29 protein-coding genes are annotated in these 23,125 nt (G+C 41.5%); 15 read left to right on the top strand and 14 right to left on the bottom strand.

The features are described from left to right. The first annotated feature begins 1 nt into the window (after nt 1). Nucleotides 2–805 carry a cobalamin-binding protein gene (locus ACXAFV_RS05705; RefSeq protein ID WP_475125063.1) on the top strand — a complete coding sequence of 268 codons (804 nt, stop codon included), beginning with the start codon at nt 2–4 and terminating at the stop codon, nt 803–805. Nucleotides 806–873: 68 nt separating this feature from the next. Here ACXAFV_RS05705 and ACXAFV_RS05700 read toward each other — a convergent pair whose 3' ends face one another. The 3 genes from ACXAFV_RS05700 to ACXAFV_RS05690 form a co-directional block, all read right to left on the bottom strand. Next, entirely contained in the window at nt 874–1,581 is a 708-nt protein-coding gene (locus tag ACXAFV_RS05700; protein WP_475125062.1) for a 3D domain-containing protein, read from the bottom strand. Nucleotides 1,582–1,822: 241 nt separating this feature from the next. Then, nucleotides 1,823–2,140, bottom strand: coding sequence for a YuiB family protein (locus tag ACXAFV_RS05695; protein ID WP_475125060.1), 318 nt, complete (start codon nt 2,138–2,140; stop codon nt 1,823–1,825). A 1,011-nt stretch (nt 2,141–3,151) separates the two neighbouring features. Then, nucleotides 3,152–3,277 (bottom strand): YuiA family protein, encoded by a 126-nt coding sequence (locus ACXAFV_RS05690; RefSeq protein WP_162266043.1) that lies wholly within the window; start codon nt 3,275–3,277, stop codon nt 3,152–3,154. Nucleotides 3,278–3,600: 323 nt separating this feature from the next. Here ACXAFV_RS05690 and ACXAFV_RS05685 point away from each other — a divergent pair, with 323 nt between their 5' ends. The 3 genes from ACXAFV_RS05685 to ACXAFV_RS05675 all read left to right on the top strand — a co-directional run bounded on the left by ACXAFV_RS05685 (nt 3,601) and on the right by ACXAFV_RS05675 (nt 6,203). Next, a complete protein-coding gene (locus tag ACXAFV_RS05685) occupies nt 3,601–4,368 on the top strand; it encodes an STAS domain-containing protein (RefSeq protein WP_475125058.1) in 768 nt (255 codons plus the stop codon). A 240-nt stretch (nt 4,369–4,608) separates the two neighbouring features. Further along, entirely contained in the window at nt 4,609–5,244 is a 636-nt protein-coding gene (locus tag ACXAFV_RS05680) for a GNAT family N-acetyltransferase (protein WP_475125057.1), read from the top strand. Continuing rightward, on the top strand, nt 5,241–6,203 hold the full coding sequence (locus ACXAFV_RS05675; protein ID WP_475125056.1) for an alpha/beta hydrolase: 963 nt from the start codon (nt 5,241–5,243) through the stop codon (nt 6,201–6,203). Before ACXAFV_RS05680 ends, ACXAFV_RS05675 begins: the two co-directional genes overlap by 4 nt. Before the next feature lie 53 nt (nt 6,204–6,256). On the opposite strand, the gene ACXAFV_RS05670 is transcribed toward ACXAFV_RS05675, so the two are convergent. Together ACXAFV_RS05670 and ACXAFV_RS05665 are read right to left on the bottom strand one after the other, a co-directional pair. Further along, nucleotides 6,257–6,739 (bottom strand): NUDIX domain-containing protein, encoded by a 483-nt coding sequence (locus ACXAFV_RS05670; protein WP_475125055.1) that lies wholly within the window; start codon nt 6,737–6,739, stop codon nt 6,257–6,259. A gap of 373 nt (nt 6,740–7,112) precedes the next feature. Next, nucleotides 7,113–8,330, bottom strand: coding sequence for an NAD(P)/FAD-dependent oxidoreductase (locus tag ACXAFV_RS05665; RefSeq protein WP_475125053.1), 1,218 nt, complete (start codon nt 8,328–8,330; stop codon nt 7,113–7,115). 657 nt (nt 8,331–8,987) lie between these two features. On the opposite strand from ACXAFV_RS05665, the gene yumC reads away from it, so the two are divergent. Continuing rightward, nucleotides 8,988–9,986 (top strand): ferredoxin--NADP reductase 2, encoded by a 999-nt coding sequence (gene yumC, locus ACXAFV_RS05660; RefSeq protein ID WP_475125052.1) that lies wholly within the window; start codon nt 8,988–8,990, stop codon nt 9,984–9,986. 130 nt (nt 9,987–10,116) lie between these two features. After that, nucleotides 10,117–10,758 (top strand): SDR family oxidoreductase, encoded by a 642-nt coding sequence (locus ACXAFV_RS05655; protein WP_475125050.1) that lies wholly within the window; start codon nt 10,117–10,119, stop codon nt 10,756–10,758. Nucleotides 10,759–10,817: 59 nt separating this feature from the next. On the opposite strand, the gene ACXAFV_RS05650 is transcribed toward ACXAFV_RS05655, so the two are convergent. Then, a complete protein-coding gene (locus ACXAFV_RS05650) occupies nt 10,818–11,180 on the bottom strand; it encodes a HesB/IscA family protein (protein ID WP_475125049.1) in 363 nt (120 codons plus the stop codon). A 320-nt stretch (nt 11,181–11,500) separates the two neighbouring features. On the opposite strand from ACXAFV_RS05650, the gene ACXAFV_RS05645 reads away from it, so the two are divergent. After that, nucleotides 11,501–12,208 carry a DUF2225 domain-containing protein gene (locus tag ACXAFV_RS05645; RefSeq protein ID WP_475125048.1) on the top strand — a complete coding sequence of 236 codons (708 nt, stop codon included), beginning with the start codon at nt 11,501–11,503 and terminating at the stop codon, nt 12,206–12,208. A gap of 147 nt (nt 12,209–12,355) precedes the next feature. On the opposite strand, the gene ACXAFV_RS05640 is transcribed toward ACXAFV_RS05645, so the two are convergent. Then, nucleotides 12,356–12,598, bottom strand: coding sequence for a YuzB family protein (locus ACXAFV_RS05640; RefSeq protein WP_175990762.1), 243 nt, complete (start codon nt 12,596–12,598; stop codon nt 12,356–12,358). 298 nt (nt 12,599–12,896) lie between these two features. Between ACXAFV_RS05640 and ACXAFV_RS05635 the strand changes: the two genes are divergently transcribed. Then, nucleotides 12,897–13,964 carry an NAD(P)/FAD-dependent oxidoreductase gene (locus tag ACXAFV_RS05635; protein ID WP_475125047.1) on the top strand — a complete coding sequence of 356 codons (1,068 nt, stop codon included), beginning with the start codon at nt 12,897–12,899 and terminating at the stop codon, nt 13,962–13,964. A gap of 97 nt (nt 13,965–14,061) precedes the next feature. On the opposite strand, the gene ACXAFV_RS05630 is transcribed toward ACXAFV_RS05635, so the two are convergent. Beyond that, nucleotides 14,062–14,388 carry a YuzD family protein gene (locus ACXAFV_RS05630; protein ID WP_475125046.1) on the bottom strand — a complete coding sequence of 109 codons (327 nt, stop codon included), beginning with the start codon at nt 14,386–14,388 and terminating at the stop codon, nt 14,062–14,064. 514 nt (nt 14,389–14,902) lie between these two features. On the opposite strand from ACXAFV_RS05630, the gene ACXAFV_RS05625 reads away from it, so the two are divergent. Further along, nucleotides 14,903–15,139 carry a NifU family protein gene (locus ACXAFV_RS05625; protein ID WP_032086472.1) on the top strand — a complete coding sequence of 79 codons (237 nt, stop codon included), beginning with the start codon at nt 14,903–14,905 and terminating at the stop codon, nt 15,137–15,139. Nucleotides 15,140–15,353: 214 nt separating this feature from the next. Next, a complete protein-coding gene (locus ACXAFV_RS05620; protein WP_475125044.1) occupies nt 15,354–15,809 on the top strand; it encodes a hypothetical protein in 456 nt (151 codons plus the stop codon). 45 nt (nt 15,810–15,854) lie between these two features. Here ACXAFV_RS05620 and ACXAFV_RS05615 read toward each other — a convergent pair whose 3' ends face one another. Both ACXAFV_RS05615 and yutH read right to left on the bottom strand, forming a co-directional pair. Continuing rightward, nucleotides 15,855–16,817 (bottom strand): 2-hydroxyacid dehydrogenase, encoded by a 963-nt coding sequence (locus ACXAFV_RS05615; protein WP_475125043.1) that lies wholly within the window; start codon nt 16,815–16,817, stop codon nt 15,855–15,857. Between the two features lie 72 nt (nt 16,818–16,889). Further along, nucleotides 16,890–17,891 (bottom strand): spore coat putative kinase YutH, encoded by a 1,002-nt coding sequence (gene yutH / locus ACXAFV_RS05610; protein WP_475125042.1) that lies wholly within the window; start codon nt 17,889–17,891, stop codon nt 16,890–16,892. A 225-nt stretch (nt 17,892–18,116) separates the two neighbouring features. Here yutH and ACXAFV_RS05605 point away from each other — a divergent pair, with 225 nt between their 5' ends. Together ACXAFV_RS05605 and ACXAFV_RS05600 are read left to right on the top strand one after the other, a co-directional pair. Further along, nucleotides 18,117–18,617, top strand: coding sequence for a phosphatidylglycerophosphatase A family protein (locus ACXAFV_RS05605; protein WP_475125041.1), 501 nt, complete (start codon nt 18,117–18,119; stop codon nt 18,615–18,617). Between the two features lie 297 nt (nt 18,618–18,914). Further along, nucleotides 18,915–19,055: a sporulation histidine kinase inhibitor Sda gene (locus tag ACXAFV_RS05600; protein WP_475126076.1), complete on the top strand. Its 141-nt coding sequence runs from the start codon at nt 18,915–18,917 to the stop codon at nt 19,053–19,055. Here the strand turns inward: ACXAFV_RS05600 and ACXAFV_RS05595 are convergent. The 3 genes from ACXAFV_RS05595 to ACXAFV_RS05585 all read right to left on the bottom strand — a co-directional run bounded on the left by ACXAFV_RS05595 (nt 19,036) and on the right by ACXAFV_RS05585 (nt 20,863). After that, nucleotides 19,036–19,278 (bottom strand): helix-turn-helix domain-containing protein, encoded by a 243-nt coding sequence (locus ACXAFV_RS05595; protein WP_475125039.1) that lies wholly within the window; start codon nt 19,276–19,278, stop codon nt 19,036–19,038. The two genes, ACXAFV_RS05600 and ACXAFV_RS05595, sit on opposite strands and share 20 nt — an antisense overlap. A gap of 290 nt (nt 19,279–19,568) precedes the next feature. Continuing rightward, complete coding sequence (locus ACXAFV_RS05590) at nt 19,569–20,333, bottom strand: TIGR01457 family HAD-type hydrolase (protein WP_475125037.1); 765 nt, start codon at nt 20,331–20,333, stop codon at nt 19,569–19,571. Between the two features lie 92 nt (nt 20,334–20,425). Next, on the bottom strand, nt 20,426–20,863 hold the full coding sequence (locus tag ACXAFV_RS05585; RefSeq protein WP_475125036.1) for a DUF86 domain-containing protein: 438 nt from the start codon (nt 20,861–20,863) through the stop codon (nt 20,426–20,428). Between the two features lie 138 nt (nt 20,864–21,001). Between ACXAFV_RS05585 and ACXAFV_RS05580 the strand changes: the two genes are divergently transcribed. Beyond that, complete coding sequence (locus ACXAFV_RS05580) at nt 21,002–21,271, top strand: DUF3055 domain-containing protein (protein ID WP_475125034.1); 270 nt, start codon at nt 21,002–21,004, stop codon at nt 21,269–21,271. A gap of 385 nt (nt 21,272–21,656) precedes the next feature. Then, nucleotides 21,657–21,959 (top strand): cytosolic protein, encoded by a 303-nt coding sequence (locus ACXAFV_RS05575; RefSeq protein WP_475125032.1) that lies wholly within the window; start codon nt 21,657–21,659, stop codon nt 21,957–21,959. Between the two features lie 44 nt (nt 21,960–22,003). Here ACXAFV_RS05575 and ACXAFV_RS05570 read toward each other — a convergent pair whose 3' ends face one another. Next, entirely contained in the window at nt 22,004–22,279 is a 276-nt protein-coding gene (locus tag ACXAFV_RS05570) for a YutD family protein (protein WP_475126074.1), read from the bottom strand. A gap of 106 nt (nt 22,280–22,385) precedes the next feature. Here ACXAFV_RS05570 and ACXAFV_RS05565 point away from each other — a divergent pair, with 106 nt between their 5' ends. Then, on the top strand, nt 22,386–23,108 hold the full coding sequence (locus ACXAFV_RS05565; RefSeq protein ID WP_475125030.1) for a YhcN/YlaJ family sporulation lipoprotein: 723 nt from the start codon (nt 22,386–22,388) through the stop codon (nt 23,106–23,108). Nucleotides 23,109–23,125 lie beyond the last annotated feature (17 nt).

The raw sequence follows: 23,125 nt of genomic DNA, 5'->3' as shown, positions 1-23,125 counted from the left end.
AGTGAGAATTGTCTCTATTTGCCCCAGTAATACTGAAATCATTGATTATCTTGGTCTCACCTCCAGTCTGGTCGGTGTTGATGATTTTTCCGATTATCCTGAAGAGGTCCGTTCACTTCCAAGGCTAGGACCTGACCTATCCATCGATATGGATAAACTGCAGGCATTGAAACCTGATCTCGTCTTTTCTTCACTTAGCGTCCCTGGCATGGAAAAGAATATCGAAGAATTAAATAGCAGGAACATTCCGCATATCACCCTCAATCCTCAAAGCTTCCAGGATATCGCCGAGGATATTTTAACGGTCGGAAAAGCGTGTGGAATAGAAGAAACTGCGGTCCAAATGCATCAGACCTTTTTACATACGGTCGAGGAGCTAAAGAGGTTGAGCAAAACCGTCGGCAACAAGCCGGTCCTCTACTGGGAATGGTGGCCAAAGCCCGTATTTACTCCTGGAAAAATAAATTGGCTCACGGAACTGAGTGAGCTGGCAGGAGCCAAAAACTGTTTCCGGGATGTGGAACTTGCGAGCGTCCAAACAGACTGGGAAGATGTGAGGAAGCGCGATCCCGATTATATCTGCCTTGCATGGGTAGGTGTCCAGCAGAAGCGGGTGAATCCCGGAATTGTGAAGAAACGCCCAGATTGGGAAAGCATGAAAGCCGTTCAGGAAAACCGGATACTCATCCTGGAAGAAGCCCTTTACTGCAGGCCTTCCCCCCTTCTCTTAAAAGGAGCTGTGGAGCTTGCCAGAAAGCTTCATCCTGCTGAATACGAAGGATTGGACCTTCAACTCTTGAGGTAGAATTTACACTTTCTTTTCTAATTCGTAAAAAAAGCTCGTACACAGAATGTCTGCGTACGAGCTTTTCATTATTCCACTTTAGTTGATAGAATTTGCTGCCTGAAGACCTGCATCGCTTCATTATTGTTCAACTCCACCAGGTCTTCCTCTGTCAGCTTGCCTGTTCCCACTTGAACGACATACACTTCAAGGGTTTGTTTTCCCCATTCATCATAGACCTGTTCAACGGTATCGTAATATAAATCGAGCTTATTTCCTTTGATTGCACTCCCCGTATCAGCCACGACCCCATAGCCATAGTTAGGTATGAAGAGGATCGTACCGATCGGGTAGACGGATGTATCTGCTGCAATCGTAGAATATAAGTCTCTTTTCACTTTTACTCCCGAGTATGTAATCCCGTATCCAGGGTGACCCGGACTTTTGCCCGTTGATTCGACACCGGCCGTATATCCGGTTGCCACAACGGTATTCTTCGGATACTGCTCCCAATTGACCGATTCTTCCAATGTCGGAAGCTTCCCTTCCACAGGTTTGCTAGAAGAGATCATCGTCTTTACACCTGCTAATCTCTTCAAAAATTTAAATGACAATGATATATGATTTGTTTTATGATTTTCTGAATAGCGTTCCGACTGACTTCCTTTATTTTCGTTCAGCCAGGATTTAAACGTCTGGGCTTCTACCCCCGATACCGATTGAAAGGTGGTGCCTAAGGCTAGTACAAATAAACTAACCATGATGATTCGTTTCGTCCATTTTATTACCAAATTCATGAATTCACTCCTCCCACCCTTATTCCTTCCCCACAAGGATGGTATTTATTCATAAATTGATAAAAAAATCGAATAGTTTCAATTTTTGGAAAATATTAGGATTGAGAGTTTTCGAGGTGAAAATGAGGATTTTCCATGGGAAATACGCTGAAATTTTGAGCATCATTGCTCTCTTACTATTTGTTAAACTCCACAAAAAAATCCGTTCAACCCGGGCATTCACGGGGTAAACGGAAACAAATTAAAACATTCTATATCCCTTGGCTCTCAAGAGTCTCATCACAATTCCCGAAAGAATCGCTCCTGCAAGTCCGCTGCCAAGTATCAAAAGATCAGCCAAAGCTAAACTACTGATCTTAGTCCCCAATTCCGAAAACGACTCGCCTGCACTCCGGAAATATTCAATAAAACGGACATCATCTACGATAAATATGACAATGATCGGATAGATAATCGCCATAATCCATGTCATACGCAATAACATATTTAACAAAAAGCCGATTCCGAAAAACAGAACCAGGAAAAGTAGCATCGAAATAATCATTACATGTATAGGCATTTACCGTCTGCACCTCCATAAACACTAAAGTTTAGTGTACTCAATGTTTATGAAAGCGTCAATCTTTTGAAAGAGGTATTCACAAAATAAACAAAAATAGAAAAGCAGAAGGGCTTCGCTCAGAGGCGGGTGGCATAAGACGAACCGGACTGGAAGGCGTTCTTTGCCTTCTTGGCCGGTTTGGCTTATGACATGTGCCTCTAAGCCCTGGAGCTGGACAAGAGAAAAGCGGAGGCAGCTCGTTCAGAGGCGACAAGCATAAGACAGGGCAGCCATAAAGGCGTTTTTTGCCTTTTTGGATGGCATGGCTTATGTCTCGAGCCTCTAGCCGCCGGAGCTGGACAAGAGAAAAGCAGAAGGGCTTCGCTCAGAGGCGGGTGGCATAAGACGAACCGGACTGGAAGGCGCTCTTTGCCTTCTTGGACGGTTTCGCTTATGACATGTGCCTCTAAGCCCTGGAGCTGGACAAGAGAAAAGCGGAGGCAGCTCGTTCAGAAGCGACAAGAATAATTTGAATGGCAAAATTGACTGAAAGGTTTTAACGTGCTGAGTTTGGGTTTTAAGGGGGCGGGCAGTGATTGAGTGTAGTCTTTTCCAATTATTGTTAAAGTCAGCATATATTAAAATAATTCAGCATAAACTCATATTTTTCAGCATATACCAGCATAAACTCATATTTTTCAGCATATACCAGCATAAACTCATATTTTTCAGCATAAATCGAAAAAGGTCAGCATATTTCCATCTCGCATGACAGAAAGATGCGCATTTCACTTGAATTTCTGATGATCAACCCTAAATCCTCTTTGAAGACGATTTGTTTATTCAAATTTAAGCTGGGATATCTAAAATGGGATATGTATCTATCGATAATAGCCTGCTTTTCGAAAATTCTTGATTTCAAGGTTATAACTCGCATTCCGTTCCGCATCTGAATTTCAAAAACTGATGCCAAGCAAAAACAGACCCGGATCCCCCGGGTCTGCTTATATGTCCAGATGACCGTGCGTTCTATTTTTGCTTTCCGCTGCCTCCGCAGCAAGGACATGTTTCAGAACCACCCAACACTAACTGAAAGTATCCTTTTCCTGAACAGTATAGACAAAATTTTGTTTTCGTACTTGCAGTAGCTCTCATGATTCCCTCTCCTTTTTGAGTTTAATTTCTTAATTTTCTGATAATATATCATCTATCTTCGTGAATGAAAAGGGACATATTAGAGGATGTACCTCTAAGAAAGCGAATACATTGCTTGTTATCTTTCAATATCTCTCTTTTTCACATAATTTACTGAATTTTTAAATAAATTATGGAAGCTCGTACTTTTATCTCCATTACACTACTTATCAGGGGGTTTCACCCGCCTCGCCTCTCCCAATTCATTTTACATTTTACTTGTTTGAGATATACTTGTATTAGAAATACATGTATAAATCGAATAAACAAGGTGGAATACCAAAATGAATCGACCGATTCCGATTGAGATTACCAGCACCGATGCGTTAAACAGCATAGGTGAAAATATCATTATTGCCGATAAGGATTATATCGTTACGTGGATGAATACAAAAGCAGCCAAGTCAATGAGAGCCATCGCCCCTTTATTCGGACTTAACAGCTCAGAAGACATGATCGGAATGAATATGGATGAATTTCATAAAATACCTGATTATCAGCGCAGGATTATGGACAATCTTCAAGAAGGACATCGAGCGAGAATCAAAATCAGGGACAGGCTCGCTGCAGATATCGTGATCACACCTATCACAAGTTCTACGCAATCCGGACAAGTGGAAGGCTACATGGTCATGCTCATGGATGTTACGTCAAAAGCTGAAGAAGAAAAGAGTAGGGAAACAATGATCCGGGAGCTGTCAGTACCTATTTTACATATCTGGGATAAAACTATTGCCCTGCCGCTAAAAGGCGAGCTTGATCTTGATCGGGGGGAAATAGTGATCAGCACTGTACTTGAGGAGTGTGTATCTAATCGGATTGAATACGTCATGATCAGTATCAGTGGTATCAGCAGGTTTGACGATAGTATCAGACAAAACCTCCAGAATCTGTATGATTGTTTAAAATTGATCGGGGTTGAATGCATCATTGTTGGGATTACCCCGGAACTTGCGATGAGTATCGGGGAGTTTGAAAACGTGTTGACTTACAGTGATTCAAGTACAGGGCTTAAATATATCATGGGCAGATTAGATAAAGATTTGCTCTAATTTTAGATTCCTTTTGTGTAAAAATCCTATAAAACTAAGTGAACAAGAGAACTTAATCAGGTTCTCTTGTTTTATTTTCTTCCTTTTCTTCCCTTTCTTCCCTCTTTGTTTCAACTATTCAACCTGTCTTTATAGGACAAAAGCTTTATTGACAAGAATAATCACATATTCTTACAATATACATATATGATAATGAGAATCATTATCAACAAAAGGAAATATTGGAACAGGAGGAATTTCATGATTAAATTATTATCTGAATCAGAATTTTTTATCATAGATGGAGACCATGCCGACAACTTCTTATTCAGGCCGGTGGATTTCGATAAAGATTTGACTATGTTATATGAGTGGATGCATGAACGCCATATTGCACCGTTTTGGAAGCTGGACCTTCCCATGCCGGAATTTGAAGAATGGCTGTCGGGGTCAATAGAAGCAAAACATAAAGACGTTTATATCGGTTATTACAACGGAGAGCCAGTATGTTACTTAATTGCATATTCGGTAAAAGATGATCCTATTCAAGAATATTATGATTATCAATATGGGGATTTAGGGATGCATTTACTGATAGGCCCGCGTCCATATTTGAATAAAAAAGATGGTCTATCACTCATAAGAGCGATGATTGTATTCTTATTTCATCAGTATGGTGCAAAACGGATCATCGGTGAACCTGATATCCGCAATCGAATTGTCATTCCAATATTGAAAGAATTAGGTGGTGAGGTATTCGGCCAAATTGAACTGCCCAATAAAAAGGCAACCTTAATCGTGGGAGAGAGGCATAAAGTAAATACTAAAATGAAAGAAATGAACCTCAGCGTTGAAATGCTTAAATCGATTTCGAGACTGGAGAATACGTTAATATGATAAAAGTGAAAACAGCAGTTGACCCGGCAGTCAGCGCCTTACTCAAAACAATAGGTGATAAAATGAAGGAGCTTGATCATCCTCCGCTTGACATACTTACCCCCGTGCAATCAAGAGATTTCTATAGGGTGGCAAGAGGCTATTTTACCAGTATCCCTGTATATGAAGTTACGGTAAATGATACATATTTCACATCTGCTGACGGATATGACATACCGCTCCGAATTTATACTCCACCTGGTGAAGGCCCCTTTCCTGTACTGATTTATTTTCATGGCGGAGGATGGGTGTTCGGTGATTTGGACAGCTCTGACAATGTCTGTCGTTATTTTGCAAGACATGCCCGTGCTGTCATTGTATCGGTGGGCTATCGCCTGGCGCCGGAGCATAAATACCCAGCCGCTTTTCATGATGCAGTGGAATCGATTAGATGGACTTTCAGGAATGCAATGGAATTGAATGGCGATTCGAAAAAGTTTGCGGTCGGCGGTGAAAGCTCCGGCGGCAACCTGGCAGCTGCTGCAGCCATTTATTTAAAAAATGATAAACAATTTCCGCTTACTGCTCAATTCCTGATCACCCCTGTTATGGATTATCATTTTAACACTGAGTCTTACCGGGAAAATCATCAGTATAACTTAACGAATGAAAAGATGAAATGGTTCTGGAATCACTATTTGATCGACCCTGCCCAAGGCGATGAAATATTCGCTTCGCCGCTCAGGAGCCCAAGCGTTTGTGACCTTCCAAAAACATTACTTGTTACGGCTGAATTCGATCCGCTCCGTGAAGAAGGATTGGCATTTGGACAACGGTTGAAAAGCGCCGGTGTACCTGTAAAGAATCTTCATTATGAAGACCTCGTTCACAGCTTCATTAATATGATTGGAACTGTTGAAGGAGCCAAGCTGGCACTTGATGAAATGACTGCTGCTCTCCGTGATATCATGCATTCCTGAGATACGCACACATCGAAAAAGGTTATAGAAGCACGCTTCTATAACCTTTAGTTTTACATAAACAATTTATAACTCGTATATCCAAACTGCTCACCGGGATCCAATCCTTCAATGGCCTGATGGCGCTGGAATAAATCACCCTGCTTCAGCATTTCATGAATCATGACGGATGTTTTTCCATCCACCATCAGAGCATTGGGAGATTTCCATTGCACATCGAACAGTTCACTTTTTTCTATTTTTAACAGATCCGAATCGACATGATTCAAATGAAAAATGATCATATTATCACTGATTTCATTCCCGATCACACCTGTGCGTACCCCGATGATTCCATTAACGGTAGTCGTGAGGCCTGTTTCCTCTTTAACCTCGCGAAGAACAGCTTCATCCACTGTTTCGCCTTCATCGACGAATCCGGCAGGCAGTGACCACATGCCTTTCAATCCGCCGTATTTTTTCTTTACAACAAGCCAGTTTCCATCTTTATCTATAACAAGTCCGGCAACAGCCAGCCACACCTTTCCCCTTTTCAACCTACTCCTCCTCTTCTTATAGAAGTTCTCTTTACTTTAAGGTACTACAGGTTGGGAAGATAGAAAAGTCATGTGTGGATTTTTAGGAAGGATGGTCTAGGTGTTAATTGTTGTTTCGAAATGGGATCTGTACGAATCTATGGGTGAGGACGACTTGGATATCTGCCGTTTTTTCGTTTAATCTGCCAAAAATTAAATTTATCTGCCATATTCTCGTTTTATCTGCCAAAAAAAATTTTTATCTGCCAAAATCTCATTATATCTGCCATTCTTCAAGATTCGACAAATTCCGCACATGTTCCACGCTTACCCCCTCACATAAAAAAGAAGAGTGGAATTAAATCCCACTCTTCTCTTTCACGTACTATTCATCTTAAAAGAACTTGAATTTACCTTTTTTGAATACTAGTGAAGGTCCGCCAACCATGTATAATGCACGGTTGTCTACTACCTTCTTCATGAATGATGCTTTTGTACCTGTAAGTTTTTTGCCGTACACAACACCGATTGCGTCGTCTTCACCAAGTGAACATACAGTACCTTTGATGTCTGGAGTGAATTCTTCCAGATGGTCTTTGCCATGCAGAAGAGCTGCAATGTTACGTGCACATACTTCACCTTGCTGCATCGCGATTTGAGCAGTCGGCGGGTATGGGCGCTCTGTTTCTTCGTTGATCATCAGTGAACAGTCACCGATGACGAAGATGTTGTCATGTCCTGGAGCACGAAGATCTTTGTTAATCTTGACGCGTGCACGCATGTTTTCGATGCCGGCTTTTTCAATGATACGGTTACCGCGGACACCTGCTGCCCAAACGATCGTACCTGCTTTGATTTCTTCTACTTCTTCTTCACTCTTTGCAATCAGTACGCTGCCTTCTTTTGCTTCTTTAAGCGGAGTTCCGATGTGGAATTCAACGCCTTTTTTCTCAAGAGCGGCACGTGCGTATTTCACAAGCTCAGGATCAAAGCCAGGAAGAATCATTGGAGCTGCTTCCACACATACGATACGTACTTTGGAACGGTCGATATCGTATTCCTTGCAAAGCTCAGGAACACGGTTACCAAGTTCACCAAGGAATTCGATACCAGTGAAGCCTGCTCCGCCTACTACGATTGTCAGGCGCTCATCATTCTTTTCTTCTTCGTTCTTGTACGTAGCAAATTGAAGTTCAATATGCTCACGGATTTGACGAGCAGTGTTAATGTTTGAAATCATGAAAGCATGCTCATGTAAGCCTTGAATACCGAAAGTCTCAGACTCCGCACCAAGTGCAATGACTAGATAATCGAATTCTACTTCGCCTTCACTTGTGATGACTTTCTTTTCTTCAACTTTGATATCTTCAACACTTGCCTGCAGGAAGTTCACTTTGCTTGTGTTCACAACATCCTGTACGTTATAACGTACACGATCGTGATGAAGAGTTCCTGCAGAAGCTTCATGCAACCATGTTGTTTCATAATGGTAATCATTCTTGTTAATAAGGATGACTTCCGCTTCGTTCGTACCTAATTGCTTTTGAAGACGAGTTACTGTAATAAGCCCGCCATAACCTGCACCTAAAACAACGATTCTTGGCTTTCTCAACTGAATCACATCCACCTTTTTGATTGAATTTGCGTCGGATACTTTTAGAGTCCTCCACATGGGTCTTTTTTATCCCGTCAATCTGCTGCTACTATCTCATTCCCCGTTAAAGCGGAATTCAAAACAAATTATGCGGGATGATTCTTTTCAAATGAAAAGAGATTACTGTATAAGTAGTATAAAAACAAAACAATAAGTATGTGACATCTTTCACGTACTAAGGCACAACGCGAAAATTGTCATAAATTCTTAACAATATGCCTACATTACATAATATTCTTTTTACCCTATCTTTTCAAGGTATTAAAGATAAATAATCATTCTTGGGAAAATTGCGACAATATGTTGCGATTCAGGCATCCGTTTGATGCTGAAATAAGGTAAAATGCCGTTATGGAGTAAGTTATGAGCTGCGTTGTAAATATCGGTTGGAGGCATGACCAATGTGCAATCCCGTTTATTAGCATGATTTGGCAGGTCAACGTGTAATGAAACATATCTGTTTCTGTATTTAAAATGGAATATTTTTTTGTTCTATAATATAGAAGTTTTTTTGAACTGACTATTCTAAAAAAAACAATCTAAATTTTGGGAAGGATTGATTTCTCTATGATAGAATAAATTAAAATGATGTATCTTATTCTGGGAGGGATCTACTTGAAGGAAGATCAAAAAGTTTATGATATAACGATCATAGGGGGCGGCCCAACAGGGTTATTCACGGCTTTCTATGGCGGGATGAGAAAAGCTTCAGTAAAGATCATCGAAAGTTTACCGCAACTGGGCGGGCAGTTATCCACCCTTTATCCTGAAAAATACATATATGATGTGGCAGGTTTCCCAAAGGTGAAGGCTCAGGACCTTGTCAATAACCTGAAGGAACAAATGGCTAAGTTCGAAACGACCATATGTCTGGAGCAGGCGGTAGAAAGTGTTGAAAAGCAAGGTGACGGCTGCTTCAAGCTCTCAACTGATAAAGAAGTTCACTATTCAAGGACTATCATCATCACGGCCGGGAACGGAGCATTTCAGCCGAGACGGCTGGAACTGGAGAACGCCTCTCAATATGAAGGCAAAAACCTTCATTACTTTGTCGATAACATGGAGCAGTTCAGAGGCAAAAAAGTGGCGATTTGCGGCGGCGGGGATTCCGCGGTCGATTGGGCACTCATGCTCGAACCGATTGCTGATAAGGTTTACCTGATCCATCGCAGGGATAAGTTCAGAGCCCATGAGCACAGTGTGGAAAATCTCCATAATTCTTCTGTGGAGCTTAAGACACCTTATGTACCTGCAGAAATTGTTGGGGATGAGTCAAAGGTTCATCAGATTATTTTAGAAGAAGTCCGTGGAGATGAAAAAGAAATCCTCGATATCGATGAGTTGATCGTCAACTTCGGGTTTGTCTCTTCACTCGGACCTATCAAAGATTGGGGACTTGAAATCGAGAAAAACTCAATCGTCGTCAACTCACGGATGGAAACGAACATAGAAGGTATTTACGCAGCAGGGGATATCTCCACTTACGATGGAAAAGTAAAGCTGATTGCCAGCGGTTTCGGTGAAGCCCCTACTGCCGTCAACAATGCAAAAGCCTACATGGATCCGAAAGCAAGAGTCCAGCCGATGCACAGTACGTCCATGTTTTCAGATTAAATTTTTCCAAAAAAGATTCAGGGATTGTTCCTGGATCTTTTTTTGTATGAAATTAAGCCTTGTTTATTTTCGAAAGTAATGGGTAGACCAATAATAAAGGAAAAAACTCAAAAAAGGATGTTGAGATGAGATGAATGTACTTGTTATTGGAGCAAATGGGCACACCGGCCGCCTCATTATAAAAGAACTTGTAAACAGTACTCAGCACTTCGCAAAAGCCATGATCCGCATGTCCGAACAGACAAAAGATATGGAAGACCTCGGTGCCAGACCAATCGTCGCCGATCTTGAACAAGATTTTTCCTATGCCCTTGAAAATGTCAATGCTGTCATTTTTGCTGCGGGAAGCGGAAGCAAAACAGGCGAGGATAAAACGATTGCAATCGATCAAGAGGGAGCAAAGAGAGCGGTTGATTACGCGAAGCAAAAGGGAATCGAACGTTTTATCATGTTAAGTTCGATGGGATCTGATCAGCCGGAGAATGCTCCTGAAGGCATGCACGTCTATTTAAAAGCCAAACATGAAGCGGATGTGCACCTTCAAGAAAGCGGCCTGAACTATACGATTGTCCGGCCGGGTGCCCTGACCTTTGACGATGCGACCGGAAATATCATCGCAGAACGCTCTATAGCCGATAAAAGCGGCAGCATCTCGCGGGCGGACGTAGCCAAAGTCCTCGTGGAATCATTGACTACTTTAGAAACAAATCACAAGGTGTTTGAAATCCTAAATGGGGAAGCTCCGATCGAAGAAGCGCTAAAGAAAATATAAGCGATTCAATTAAGAAGGACCAGCGCTCTTCTGAGCACTGGTCCTTCCCTATTTATCATTTAGCAGTTCTCAGGCGTACCTTTATTCGTCGCCGTCACGAATGATGATCCACACCCGCATGACGCGATGGCGTTTGGATTGTCGATCGTGAAGCCTCCACCCATCATGGATTGCTTGTAATCGATTTTTGTGCCGTTCAGAATGGCTGCATCATTTTTCGCTACGACAAGCTTGATCCCGTGCTGTTCCAGCACCTCATCACCATCTTGAATTTCATGCTCAAAACCCATTCCATAAGAAAGGCCGCTGCAGCCTCCCCCTTTTACCGCGACACGCAATAGGGCATCCGTTTCGTCATGCTCCTTCATCATATCTTTAATCTGAAGGGCAGCAGCTTCTGTCAGATTCACAATTTCACTCATTCACTACACCTCCAACCTTTTCTCTTCTTATTCATTAGTATACTCCTTTCTATTTTACTACTCAACCGAGGGAAACTATGTGACTGATTTTGACTTTCAAAACAAGTGCAGCTTTTTGGGATGTCAAAGAGGAACAGTACATTGAGCCTGACTCAATCGATTCCATTCGTGCATGTCTCAAAACCTGTCATCTAAAGCTCCAAGCGCTGAACACGCCCTAAAGTCCCGGTTATTTTTAACTCAACCACAAAAAACACTAGTCCAATTCTCCCCTTTCAAGGTATAATAAGGAAAATAGTCCCTAAATCGAGGTGAGAATAATGACTGAAGTAACCCCCTTTTACGATAAAAAAGTCCAATGTCTTGCTTGTAAACATTCCTATTCCACTACTAAAATCCGCTCCCGTTTCGTCAAAGTCAAAGGTCATGAAAGTGATTTTTGTCCTGTCTATGGCTCTGATGAACTCAACCCTTTACTCTACAATGTATCCGTCTGCCCTCAATGCGGCTTTTCATTCACCGATGAATTCACCAAGTATATCGTTCCGGTTTTAAAAACAGATCTGGAAAAGAAAATAAGCCGTCACTGGCAGCCTCAGGATTACGGCCATATCCGTTCAGTGGATGAGGCAATCAAAACGTACAAGCTCGCTGCCTATTGTGCGCTGATCAAAAAAGAAAAGAAAATCACCATCGCCGGGTTATATTTAAGGACAGCCTGGCTATACCGGAAAACAAATCAAGAAGAACAGGAAAGAAGATTCATTAATCTCGCCACTCATGAATACATCGAATCTTACTTAAACGATGACTTTAAAGGAACCGCAATGTCTGAAACGAAGCTTCTATACCTAATAGCTGAACTGCTGCGACGTCAGGATAAATTTGAAGAATCCGTGAAATACCTGTCAAAGGTGATTGAGAAACAACATCTATCAACCGAGCCAAAGATTGTAGAAATGGCAAAAGAACAGTGGTATGAAATGAGGGAAAGCTTTAAGGAGCAGAAGCAGAATAACCTTGCTTGAATATATTTTCATAATAAAAAGCTGGGGATGAACTCCAGCTTTTTTGGTGTTATTTAAATAAGCTATCTTTAATAGTCATTTTTTAAGTTTTAGGCATTTTAATACTGCTAAAACAAAAAAAGCCGATCCTAAGATCAGCTTCTACCATTAGAACATTGGATTTTCTTCTAAGAACTGATAGATATTTTCCACCAGTTCTTCAGGAGTATCCCCTTCGACAGGCTCTCCGTTCACTAATGCGTAAAAAGATGAAGCGCATTTTCCGCAATAGCCTAAACATCCGTACTCAATGACATCGAGGTTCGGATCTCTTTCTAATATTTCAAGCGCTTTTTGCGCACCGCTAGCTAAGTTACTAATACAAAATTCAATAATAGGCTGCAATTCCATCACCTCACTACTCTTTGTAATGCTACCTTTTTTTGAGAAAATCGTCAATCATGGTGCATTGTATATCCGTATAACAGATTGTGAACAATTTCCCTTATTTCTGTTGTGAAAACGAGGTTATTTCGATATACTTTTAATGTTAATAGGTTTACTTATTGAAAAAAACGTCTAATTATGAATCATATTGAAAATGCTTACTTATCAGGACAAAAGTCCTTTTTCCCTCTACTTTGTAGAGAATCTTATATAAACACACCATTTCGACAAAATTGCAGAGAGCCAAAAAGGGGAAATTAACATGAAACAATTAGTGCTGCTTGGCGGAGGATATGGCAATATGCGCGTGCTTCTTCGCTTGTTACCTAACCAACTCCCGGAAGACGTGTCCATTACATTAATTGATCGCAACCCATATCACAGCCTGAAAACAGAATACTATGCTCTGGCTGCCGGAACGATTTCTGATCATCATGTACGTGTATCATTCCCGGAACATGCCCGTTTATCCTATGTGTACGGTGAGATTTCAAAGATTGATACAAAAAATAAAACGGTCCAGCTTCAAGATCAGGATGCTGTACCGTATGATGACCTTGTCATCGGTCTTGGCTGTGAGGACAAATATCATAATGTACCCGGTGCAGATGAATTCACTTACAGCATCCAAACAATCGACAAGTCGCGTAGAACATATCAAACACTGAATAATCTTCCTGCTGGCTCAATCGTCGGAATCGTCGGTGCCGGACTGAGCGGAATCGAGCTTGCCAGTGAGCTGCGAGAAAGTCGTTCTGATTTAAAAATTAAGCTTTTCGATCGTGGAACCCGTATCCTGAACGCCTTCCCGGAACGTTTAAGCTCCTATGTCCACGGCTGGTTTGAAGAGAATAATGTGGAAATCGTCAATAATTCAAACATAACAAAAGTGGAGCCTAATACGCTTCATAACCACGAAGAACAAATCTATTGCGATGCCATCGTTTGGACAGCGGGGATCCAGCCTACACAGGTTGTTCGTGAAATGGATGTCGAGAAAGATTCAAGCGGCCGTGTTGTGATTTCAAAATATCATAACCTCCCGGACGATGAACACGTGTATGTCGTCGGAGACTGTGCGAGCCTTCCACAAGCTCCAAGTGCACAGTTAGCCGAAGGACAGGCTGAGCAGATCGTACAGATTCTCCTGAAACGCTGGAAAAACGAGCCGCTTCCGGAAGAACTGCCTAAAATCAAACTAAAAGGTATCCTCGGATCACTCGGTAAGAAGCACGGATTCGGATTGGTGAACGAGCGTTCCATCACAGGGCGCGTCGCCCGTTTGCTGAAATCGGGTGTTTTATGGATGTATAAATATCATAATGGATGATTGTATGAAGAAACCGCGTTTTACGTGCGGTTTCTTTTTTGATTTCCCCAATATAAAAAAGACTCTCCCTAAGGAAAAGTCTTTTTATTAAAGAATACTATACCGCCTTATAACCATGCTTCTCTAGCTCGGAATAAATCGTCTTCAGACGCGGATTACCTTCTCCTACGACTGTGCCTTCCAAGAGGACGATTGGATAGAACATATCCTCTTCAATCACCTTGGCCGCAAAGCTTTTAATGGCTTCGTCTTCCGGCGGATTATGGATGTCTATATATTTGATGATGAATGGCTGATCCGGGTATTTGCGTCCGACTGCCGCTTCAAGCCATTCGTATGTTTCTTTTGATGATGGAAGATTCACGCAGCTCGGGCAAAGGACCTCAGTGCCGTAAACATGAATTTCAACTGATTTACGCTCCATACTCTCTTCTCCCCCTTTATTTCCCCTCATACACCCATTCTACAAAAAAATCAGCAAAGTGGGAACAAAAATGGCAGATTACCAGATAAAACTATGTCCATTGTCCTCTCCCCCTGTTATTGAATTTTCATACAAATAAAATTAAGAGGTATTTTAACCGTTTCCAGCGGTTGATTGGAGTGCAAAACGCAGACTCCTAACAGAAAAGCGGAAGGGCTGTGAAGAGAGGCGGGGGGCATAAGACGAATCGGCCATGAAGGCGTTCTTTGCCTTCTTGGTCGGTTTGGGTTATGACATGTGCCTCTAAGCCCTGAAGCTGGACAAATGGAACCCCTAAATCTATACAACCAAAAAGGCTCGCCAACTGCCCGCGGAAAGCGAAGCCTCCCACGGAGATCAAATGATGCGTAAAAATCTGTAAACAACAAAAAAGAAATTCCCAATTGTTTGCGGGTTGATAGATTTTTTACAGATATGTCATTATAATAGAGAGTAAGGAAAGGAGTAGATAATGATGGCTGATCAAGCACAATTTGATTCCGTACAGGAAGTACTAGATAAATTACGTCCGTTCCTACTTCGCGATGGCGGAGATTGTGAACTGGTTGACGTGGAAGATGGTATTGTGAAGCTTCGTCTGTTAGGCGCATGCGGAAGCTGCCCAAGTTCAACAATCACTCTTAAAGCTGGTATTGAACGTGCGCTAGTCGAAGAAGTACCAGGAATCGTTGAAGTAGAACAAGTTTTCTAATTTAAACGTACAGATGACTCAACATGTTGAGTCATCTTTTTTATGTCCTCCAGTTCCATTCCACCGGTTTCCATAGGATTTCTCCTTACTTCCCCACCCTTAAATACAATAAATACCAATTTTCCCATTAACTTATTGACGCATGCTGTTTCCTTTTTCCCATATACATCTTATAATGACGAAGATTTTTATTTTAAGGGGAGAAAGAGAAGGATTGACTAAAAAGATATTTCAAAACGTTGTTGATGAGATGTTAGGCCGTTTGGATTCTGTGCTGAGTGTGACATTGGAGGATGCTTTCCCCGGCAGGCGGCTTGTTGGAGGGAAGTACAGCATGAGTACCCATTCCATCACAATGTTCACCGATGATGTCACTGAGCAATGTCTTCGCCTGTTTCCTGAAGATGAATGCTTACCTGATTATTTTAAAGTTGTTCTTGCCCATGAACTTGGGCATGCACATGACGAAGAGCTTGAGGAATTGGCTGACAGTTTAGGTTGCGCCGATGAACGTGAAAGAAACAGATTGATGCTGAGGATCGAAGAAAATGCTTGGAAATTCGCCCGGAGTATATTACCGGATGTGGCACCTTCTTTCCTTGAAAAGATTGAGTGCCAGTCGATGGCTCCATATTACCTGGCTGTTGAAAAAGACCTTTTACCTGCATAATGGCAGTTAAAAACACGCATGATGCCATGCGTGTTTTTTTGAATTTTATTTTACCTCCGTCTTAGGCTTGTCCCCTTTTAAAACTGCCTGGATATTCTGTACACACAGATTCATCATCCCCATTCGGGTTTCGGTAGAAGAGCTTGCAATGTGAGGCAGTGCCACGACATTTTCAAAAGAGAGCAGCGGATGATCTGAATCGATCGGCTCCTTCACAAATACATCCAGCCCCGCACCTGCTATTTCACCTGTCTTCAGCGCTTCTGTCAATGCCTCTTCATTCACGATTGCGCCGCGTGCAGCATTGATGAAGAAGGCAGACTTTTTCATGGCTTGAAATTGTTCTTTTTGGAATAACCCTTCCGTTTCTGCAGTAAGAGGGGCAAGAACGACCACAAAATCAGATTCGGCCAGAAGCTCCTCCAGACACACATAAACGGCGCCCAACGTTTCTTCTGCTTCAGGCTTTCTTGACCGATTATGATAGAGGATGTTCATATCAAAGCCTTTCGCTCTTTTTGCCACCGCTTCCCCTATACTCCCCATCCCGACGATTCCAATCGTTTTATGATGGATGTCTGCCCCTGCCAGAAGCAGAGGGGACCAGCTTTCCCACTTACCTTCTTTTATATATCGGTCAGCCTCGACGATCCGGCGTGCAGCCGCCATCAGCAAACCAAAAGTCAAGTCAGCTGTTGTATCGGTCAGCACATCGGGAGTATTACAAATGACCACTCCATTTTGCTTGGCAGCTTCGAGATCGATATTATCATAGCCTACTGCCAGATTCGCGACTACCTTAAGTGACGGGGCATGCTCAAGGAGTTCTGTGTCCACTTTATCTGAGAGCATGGTGATCAATGCCGTTGCCCCGTTCGCCTTTTCAAGCAGAATGTCTCTTGGAACCGGCACGTCTTCCTTTTCCCACATTTCCACCTGAAATTCCTGATTCAATGGTTCAATTACTGTCTGAGGTAATTTTCTTGTGATAAAAATAGATGGTTTCATAGAGATTCCCTGCCTTCACTTCCGTTTCCTTACAGTGTACCATAAAAGGGCTTTCATTGATGGTTCGAAGGTTTACAGCCAGCCTACCAATGGAATCCCCCATTTTTTCACCGGTACCTCAGACAAGTGATAAAAATCAGACAAGAATGATTCGTAATGATTTGAGTTTTTCAAGTAGCGCTCGAGTTTATCTTCTGCCGTTTTCTTTTGCTGATCTGACTGTGAGATATAGTATTCTTCTATACATTCAAAATAATGGAGCGGGAATAGAATTCTTGAGTACAACAGTCTCCATGCGAAAGGTGAAAGCGGCGCAATCGTTTCGTATTCCCTTAAGAATTCCTGCATGCCGGGATGAAATGTTTGGCTCTTCATGAGGTATTGCTCCCTGACCCATTCAGCAAGATCCCGGCTCGCGTGATCGAAGACCCAGTGAAACGGAAAGTGAATACAGGTCTCGGTCCCCCATGTAGTGTGCTGAAAACGTTCGTGACAGATCGTACCTGCATCTTCAGGTTTCGGATCTTCATCGAGCTCAGTATCGACAAGATATTGAATGGCGTTTTCGGATAATGCATTATAATAAGGATAGCTTTCAACGAATAGGCGTTCAAATTCATCAATCGGCTGATTCTCCAGCACCCCGAAGTAGGCTTTTTCCAGTTGCGACAGCCTTCGTTCCCATAACGCTTTCCACTGCCCCATCCTGCTGATTTTCTCTACTTTCTCTTCGAATAACCTGCCGCGAAAATGAAACTTCCCGAGCTTTCTTCCCACCTTGCTGTCAGCAACGGGGGGAAGTTCTTCATTTCGCACCACCGCATAATCCTGTTTATTTTCAGTTACTAGATAACGTCCCTCGGTACTCTGCACGAACGAAGAAACATAACGGTCCCCTTGTGACTTCATATGCTCTGTTAATTTATAGATTTCCACCAAAGTTTCCTGTTCCACATTTGAAACGCCAACAATACTATATAATAATTCCCCGGCCATATAGCGGTCCATCACACCGTCAAAGTAGGTGCGTTCAGGGGTCAACCCGTAATGCTTCGCTAACATCTCATGAGACATATTACCCTCTCCTATCTTTATACAAAGCGGCTTTCATGGTGAAGTCCGCTGCCTTAGATTCTTCATTTTTACATTAAATCAATTTTCCAAGGAATATCCCCCTGTACTGATGGGCAAGAATGAGGATAGAAGCTATTATTATGTCTATTTTTAAAAAGGGAATCATATGAGTAAAACAAGGCTCTGTCGCTTGAATAATATTTATAAACAGAAAAGGTGAATTGGATGAAGGACAAAAAATCAATGGATATATTAAAAGAAACCTCAAGAAGATGGCTGCATGAAAGAGGAGTCGAAATTGAAGACATCGCCAATTTAGTTATGTACCTTCAACAGAAATACCATCCTGACCTTGAACTGGAAGAATGCATTTATAACGTGGAAAGAGTGTTAACAAAACGTGAAGTTCAGAATGCCATTCTAACGGGAATTCAATTGGACCGGTTAGCAGAAAAGAAAATGCTTGAAGAGCCCCTGCAATCGATTGTGGAAGTGGATGAAGGTTTATACGGAGTGGATGAAATCCTTGCCTTCTCGATTGTGAATGTGTATGGATCGATCGGCTTTACTAACTACGGTTTTATCGATAAACAGAAACCCGGTATTTTGAAGAATTTAAATGATAAATCTTCTGGTATGTGCCATACCTTCCTAGATGATATCGTCGGGGCCATTGCAGCTGCCGCTTCAAGCCGTCTTGCTCATCGGAATGAGAATCAGGAATAGATGAAACCTGCAAATCATATTGGAAAATGTTTATAAAAAGAAAAACAGACCTCTTTTTCGAGTGTCTGTTTTTTCGTGTAAACAGCATACAACATTTCGTAAAAACATTTATGTTTTAGAAAGTTTTTTATTGCATGCTAAAAATTTTTTCACTATAATTACAAATATAGTTGTAATAATTGTAATTATTTTTGTAAAATCATTACTTCTTATACACAATATAAGGCTATCACGATTCATAAAAATTCCCACCTTTTCCATTGGTTGCAACAATGAAAAGGATCGAGGTGAGTCCAAATTAAGATACTCAGTGATCAAGCCTTATTAGAAGCGTATAAAAAAGCAAATGCATTGCATTTAGACAAAGAGTTTATACAATTGATCAAGCACGAGATGTCCAGAAGAAACCTCATTTTCTTTACTCAGAAACAGCATTGAGCATCTTCTCTTCTTCAGGAGTAGGTATGATGTCTACCCAGTGAATCTGTAAGCCTTGAATGATCGCATGAATTTTGTTTATTGATGCATTTGCATCCCCTTTTTCAATCAAAGAAATATAATTTACAGTCAATCCACTTCTTTCGCTGAGCTCTTGAATTGTAATGTCTTTCGCCCGCCTGTGCATTCTGATGTTTTTTCCAATCAACTCAGTAATACTCATCATTCACACTACCTTTTTCATTTTTACCAAATAAAAGAGTCAATAGGACAGGATTAATTTTTACTTATTACTACCCCTCTACCCTAAAAAAAATGACTAAAACGTCATTCGTTCCTTTTCTTTTATATATTTATTCCGTCTCCCCTTTTGTACAAAGTTTCAGGAAATATATTTCATTTCCCTGATTTATTTTACCTACATAAAAAGATCTTGTCTAATTCAAATATGTTCCAGAACATCATTTTTATTAAAAAAGGTGATAGACTAAGTGTCCATCACCTTTTCCTTTTCTAAACATCCCACTCATCCAGCGTGTTGATTGTATATGTGGGCTGTTTTTCCATCTGTTTCAAGATCTCTTTTGTTGTGACACCGGTATGGACGAGAAGAGTATCCAATCCTGCATTCATTCCGGCTTTAATATCTGTATCATAATTATCGCCGACCATTAATGTATCTTCTTTTGCGACACCAAGCACTTCCAATGCCTGCTCCATGATGATGGATTCAGGCTTGCCGATGAAGATCGGCTCTGTCTGGGTCGAAACCGCAACGACAGAAGTCAGTGAACCATTTCCGGGCAGCAAACCTCTTTCTGTAGGAATGGCGATATCCCCGTTTGTTGAAATGAACGTCGCCCCATTACGCACCCCAAGACATGCAAGGGCAAGTTTCTCATAATTGATGCCGCGGTCGATCCCTACCACGACATAATCGGGGTTTTCGTCTTGCAGGGTAATGCCTTTTTCCTCCAATGCCGAGCGGATTCCCTCTTCTCCGATGACATAGGCTGTGCTGCCGGGCTTTTTGTCAGCAATGAATTGGGCAGTCGCCATTGAAGTCGTAAATACCTGTTCTTTCTCAGCTGAAATGCCGAATGTCTGGAGCTTTTCAGCGACCTGTTCAGGGCGGCGTGATGAATTATTCGTCACAAACAGATATGGCAGCCCTTTTTCCTGCAGGCGGCGGACAAAGTCTCCCGCTTCCTTGATGACTTCTTTTCCTCTATACATCGTTCCATCCAAGTCGATTAAATAGCCTTTGTATTGTTTCATTTTGTACCTCCATTTTGATACTTTTAGTATGTAAGTTTTTTTGAATTATATAAAGAAAACGCTTTCTTAAAAGAAAGCGCCGGTGATGTGCATTATTTTTTGAATGCTGAAACGGGTCCAAGTTCATTTTCCAAATAGCTGCGTACATGAACAGGAAATTGCTTTAATGTATAACGTACGTCATGAAGGATCCGCTGTAGTGCTTCATGATCGACGTTTGTATATTCTTGAACCAAAACTTTACGCTGTTCGATCAATCGTTTTAAATCCTCGCTCATCTCTTCATTGATGACTTTTTCATCCAGCAATATATCAATGATGTCTTCGTAGCTGCCGGGATCTCTCATGATAAAACCATCAATCATGCTGTTCCCCACATCAAGTACCGATTCGATAAGAATATGGCCGATTCTTTCAAGACCGAGCTTTTCCATGTTGGATTCCCATTCTGATTGATTAGTTAACATGCTTAATTGATGATTCATAAATAGTAAAATTTCTTCAATTTTTTCTCTGTCCACGAAATACATTCTGTTCACCTCTTCTGATTGACATCCTCTTATAGTTTAACATAATTTTTGTGCAGTCTATATAGTGGCGTCTTCACTGCAATTCGCGCTTCAGTTTGTTATGATGAAGAAAGCTGACGAATTAGAGGAGGAATCGTGATGACAGACCGATTTTATTTATATGATGATATCGAACAGACAAAAACACGCTTTGTAAGTTTTATGGGAGAAAACCAGCGCTATGATTTGGCTATCACCCAGACCGATCGATATTATGGAAAATCACTCGTACTCGACCTTCAAGGAAGCCGTTTCGCCATCATCGGCCGCGACGACCTCGATGAACCTGGCTACCTGGAGAGTGTTTACAAACTGACGCCAGAAGAAGCAGCCGAGCTGCGGGACTTTTTGAGTGAAACGATTATATGATTTTTTTATTGAATGTGTGAGTTAGGTATTTATGTGGAGTTGGCGTTTATGTGGGATTGGGGCTTTGCGAAATTTGCCGCTTTTTGAAATTGTTGATGAAACCGGAAAATGCTTTCACGAATGCGGACGATTTACGGACGAAAAATTGATTTTACCGACATTTTTTCAAATATACGGACAAAAAACATGCATTTACCGACAATTTTTCAATTTCCGACAAATTCTCCACTCCCTCTCCACAGCCAAGCCTCCTCATCCACATCTCATTCCTCATTCTACACAACAACAGCATTCCCACTCCCATATTTCACACCCTAATCAACAAACATTCCGAATGAACCTCTCCTGCCTCTCACATACTAAACCTAAGAAAGGTGGGAGATAAATGAAAAAAGAGCAGCGCGACAAGGAAGAAGAAGTATACAGCGATTTTTCCACTGTAGAGACACAGCGTAATTTCCTGGTGCCCGAGACGCTACCAGAAGGACCATATGGATCTCCGCGCGGAAAATATACACCGGTTGAAAATAAGAGTACAAATTGGGAAGAGGGACAGCGATATTACAGTGCCTTCAATTATGAAAATAAGTCCCTTCACCAGGATATCCCCCGTCAGGAACCCGGTTCTCATCCAGTCCACGCAGACCAGGAACGAAATGAAGAACCTCCGTATACGGAGAATGAATAAAACAAAGGAACATCTCGTAACGAAGAGATGTTCCTTTTGCACCCTTATTTTTTTACTTTTTTCAAAAGAAAATATGCACATCCAAAGTTACAGTATTCATAAAGATAATCCTTATGCGTACTCACCTTTGTGTCGAAGGATGCTTTCTGATTCTGATCATCAAAAAAACCTTTAAGGCGCAGCTGGCCATATCCCCAGTCACCGAGGATAAAGTCATATTTATTTAAAATATCGCTGTATCTCTCTTTGAATGCTTCTTCATTAAATCCGTCCCTGAATTCTTCCACGATTTCATAGCAAATGTTTTGCACACAGATCATTCCATCCACCCTCTTTCTTCCTTATCCTTACTTTAAATTATAACGGATTGTCCATTAATTACTATGAAAAATTATAAAATGAGATGGTCACCCTAACAAATAGGGGGTGTTTCAATTGAACAAATATATTCTCGGTACAACGGTATTGAGTTTTGCGTTGTTCGGTGCTGCCTGTAATGGTATTGATAAGGCAAACGAAGAGATGTTCCACGATAATGGCAACACCATCAATGTAAACGACCAGGAAGAACTTTTTAATGAAAATGTCAGCAAGAATGCTAAACGAAACGGGGAAGATTTCGGATATGTCCGTCAGCAAAAAAGCCCTGTGCAAGGACAAGCCATTTCGAATGAAAATATGTATCGTTTAGACCGGGAGCAGGTTGCCGACAGCATCAGTAAAATGAGCGTAGCCATACCTAACGTGGATGATTGTGCAACCCTTGTCACGGATGAAGAGGTGTTGATCTCTTATAAAACCGATAAAAAGGACAAGGATGCCCGTTTTAATGTCTCCGATCAGGTAAAGAAAACGGCAATGTCCGTCATCCCGCGCTGGTACCATGTGTATGTGACCGATGACCCTAACTTGATGCAGAATGTAGAAAACCTTGCAAAAATGGACAGCGACAGCAAAAATGTCAATACAGCCATCGATGATACGATTAACTTGATGCTAAAAGCATCTCCGCAAGGTAAAAACATTGATGCAGGTGAAAATGCCAACGGTGAAATGATTGATGAACAGAATATGAATGAAGATGATGTACATCAAATCAATAAAGAACGTCAAAAGCGAATTGATAACTCACAAACAATGATGGACTAACGATTAATCCCAATCAG

This window comes from Rossellomorea sp. ABR4_012, assembly GCF_056159545.1.
Note: the sequence above shows the minus strand (reverse complement) of the source record. Positions and strands in the feature narration are given on the sequence as shown.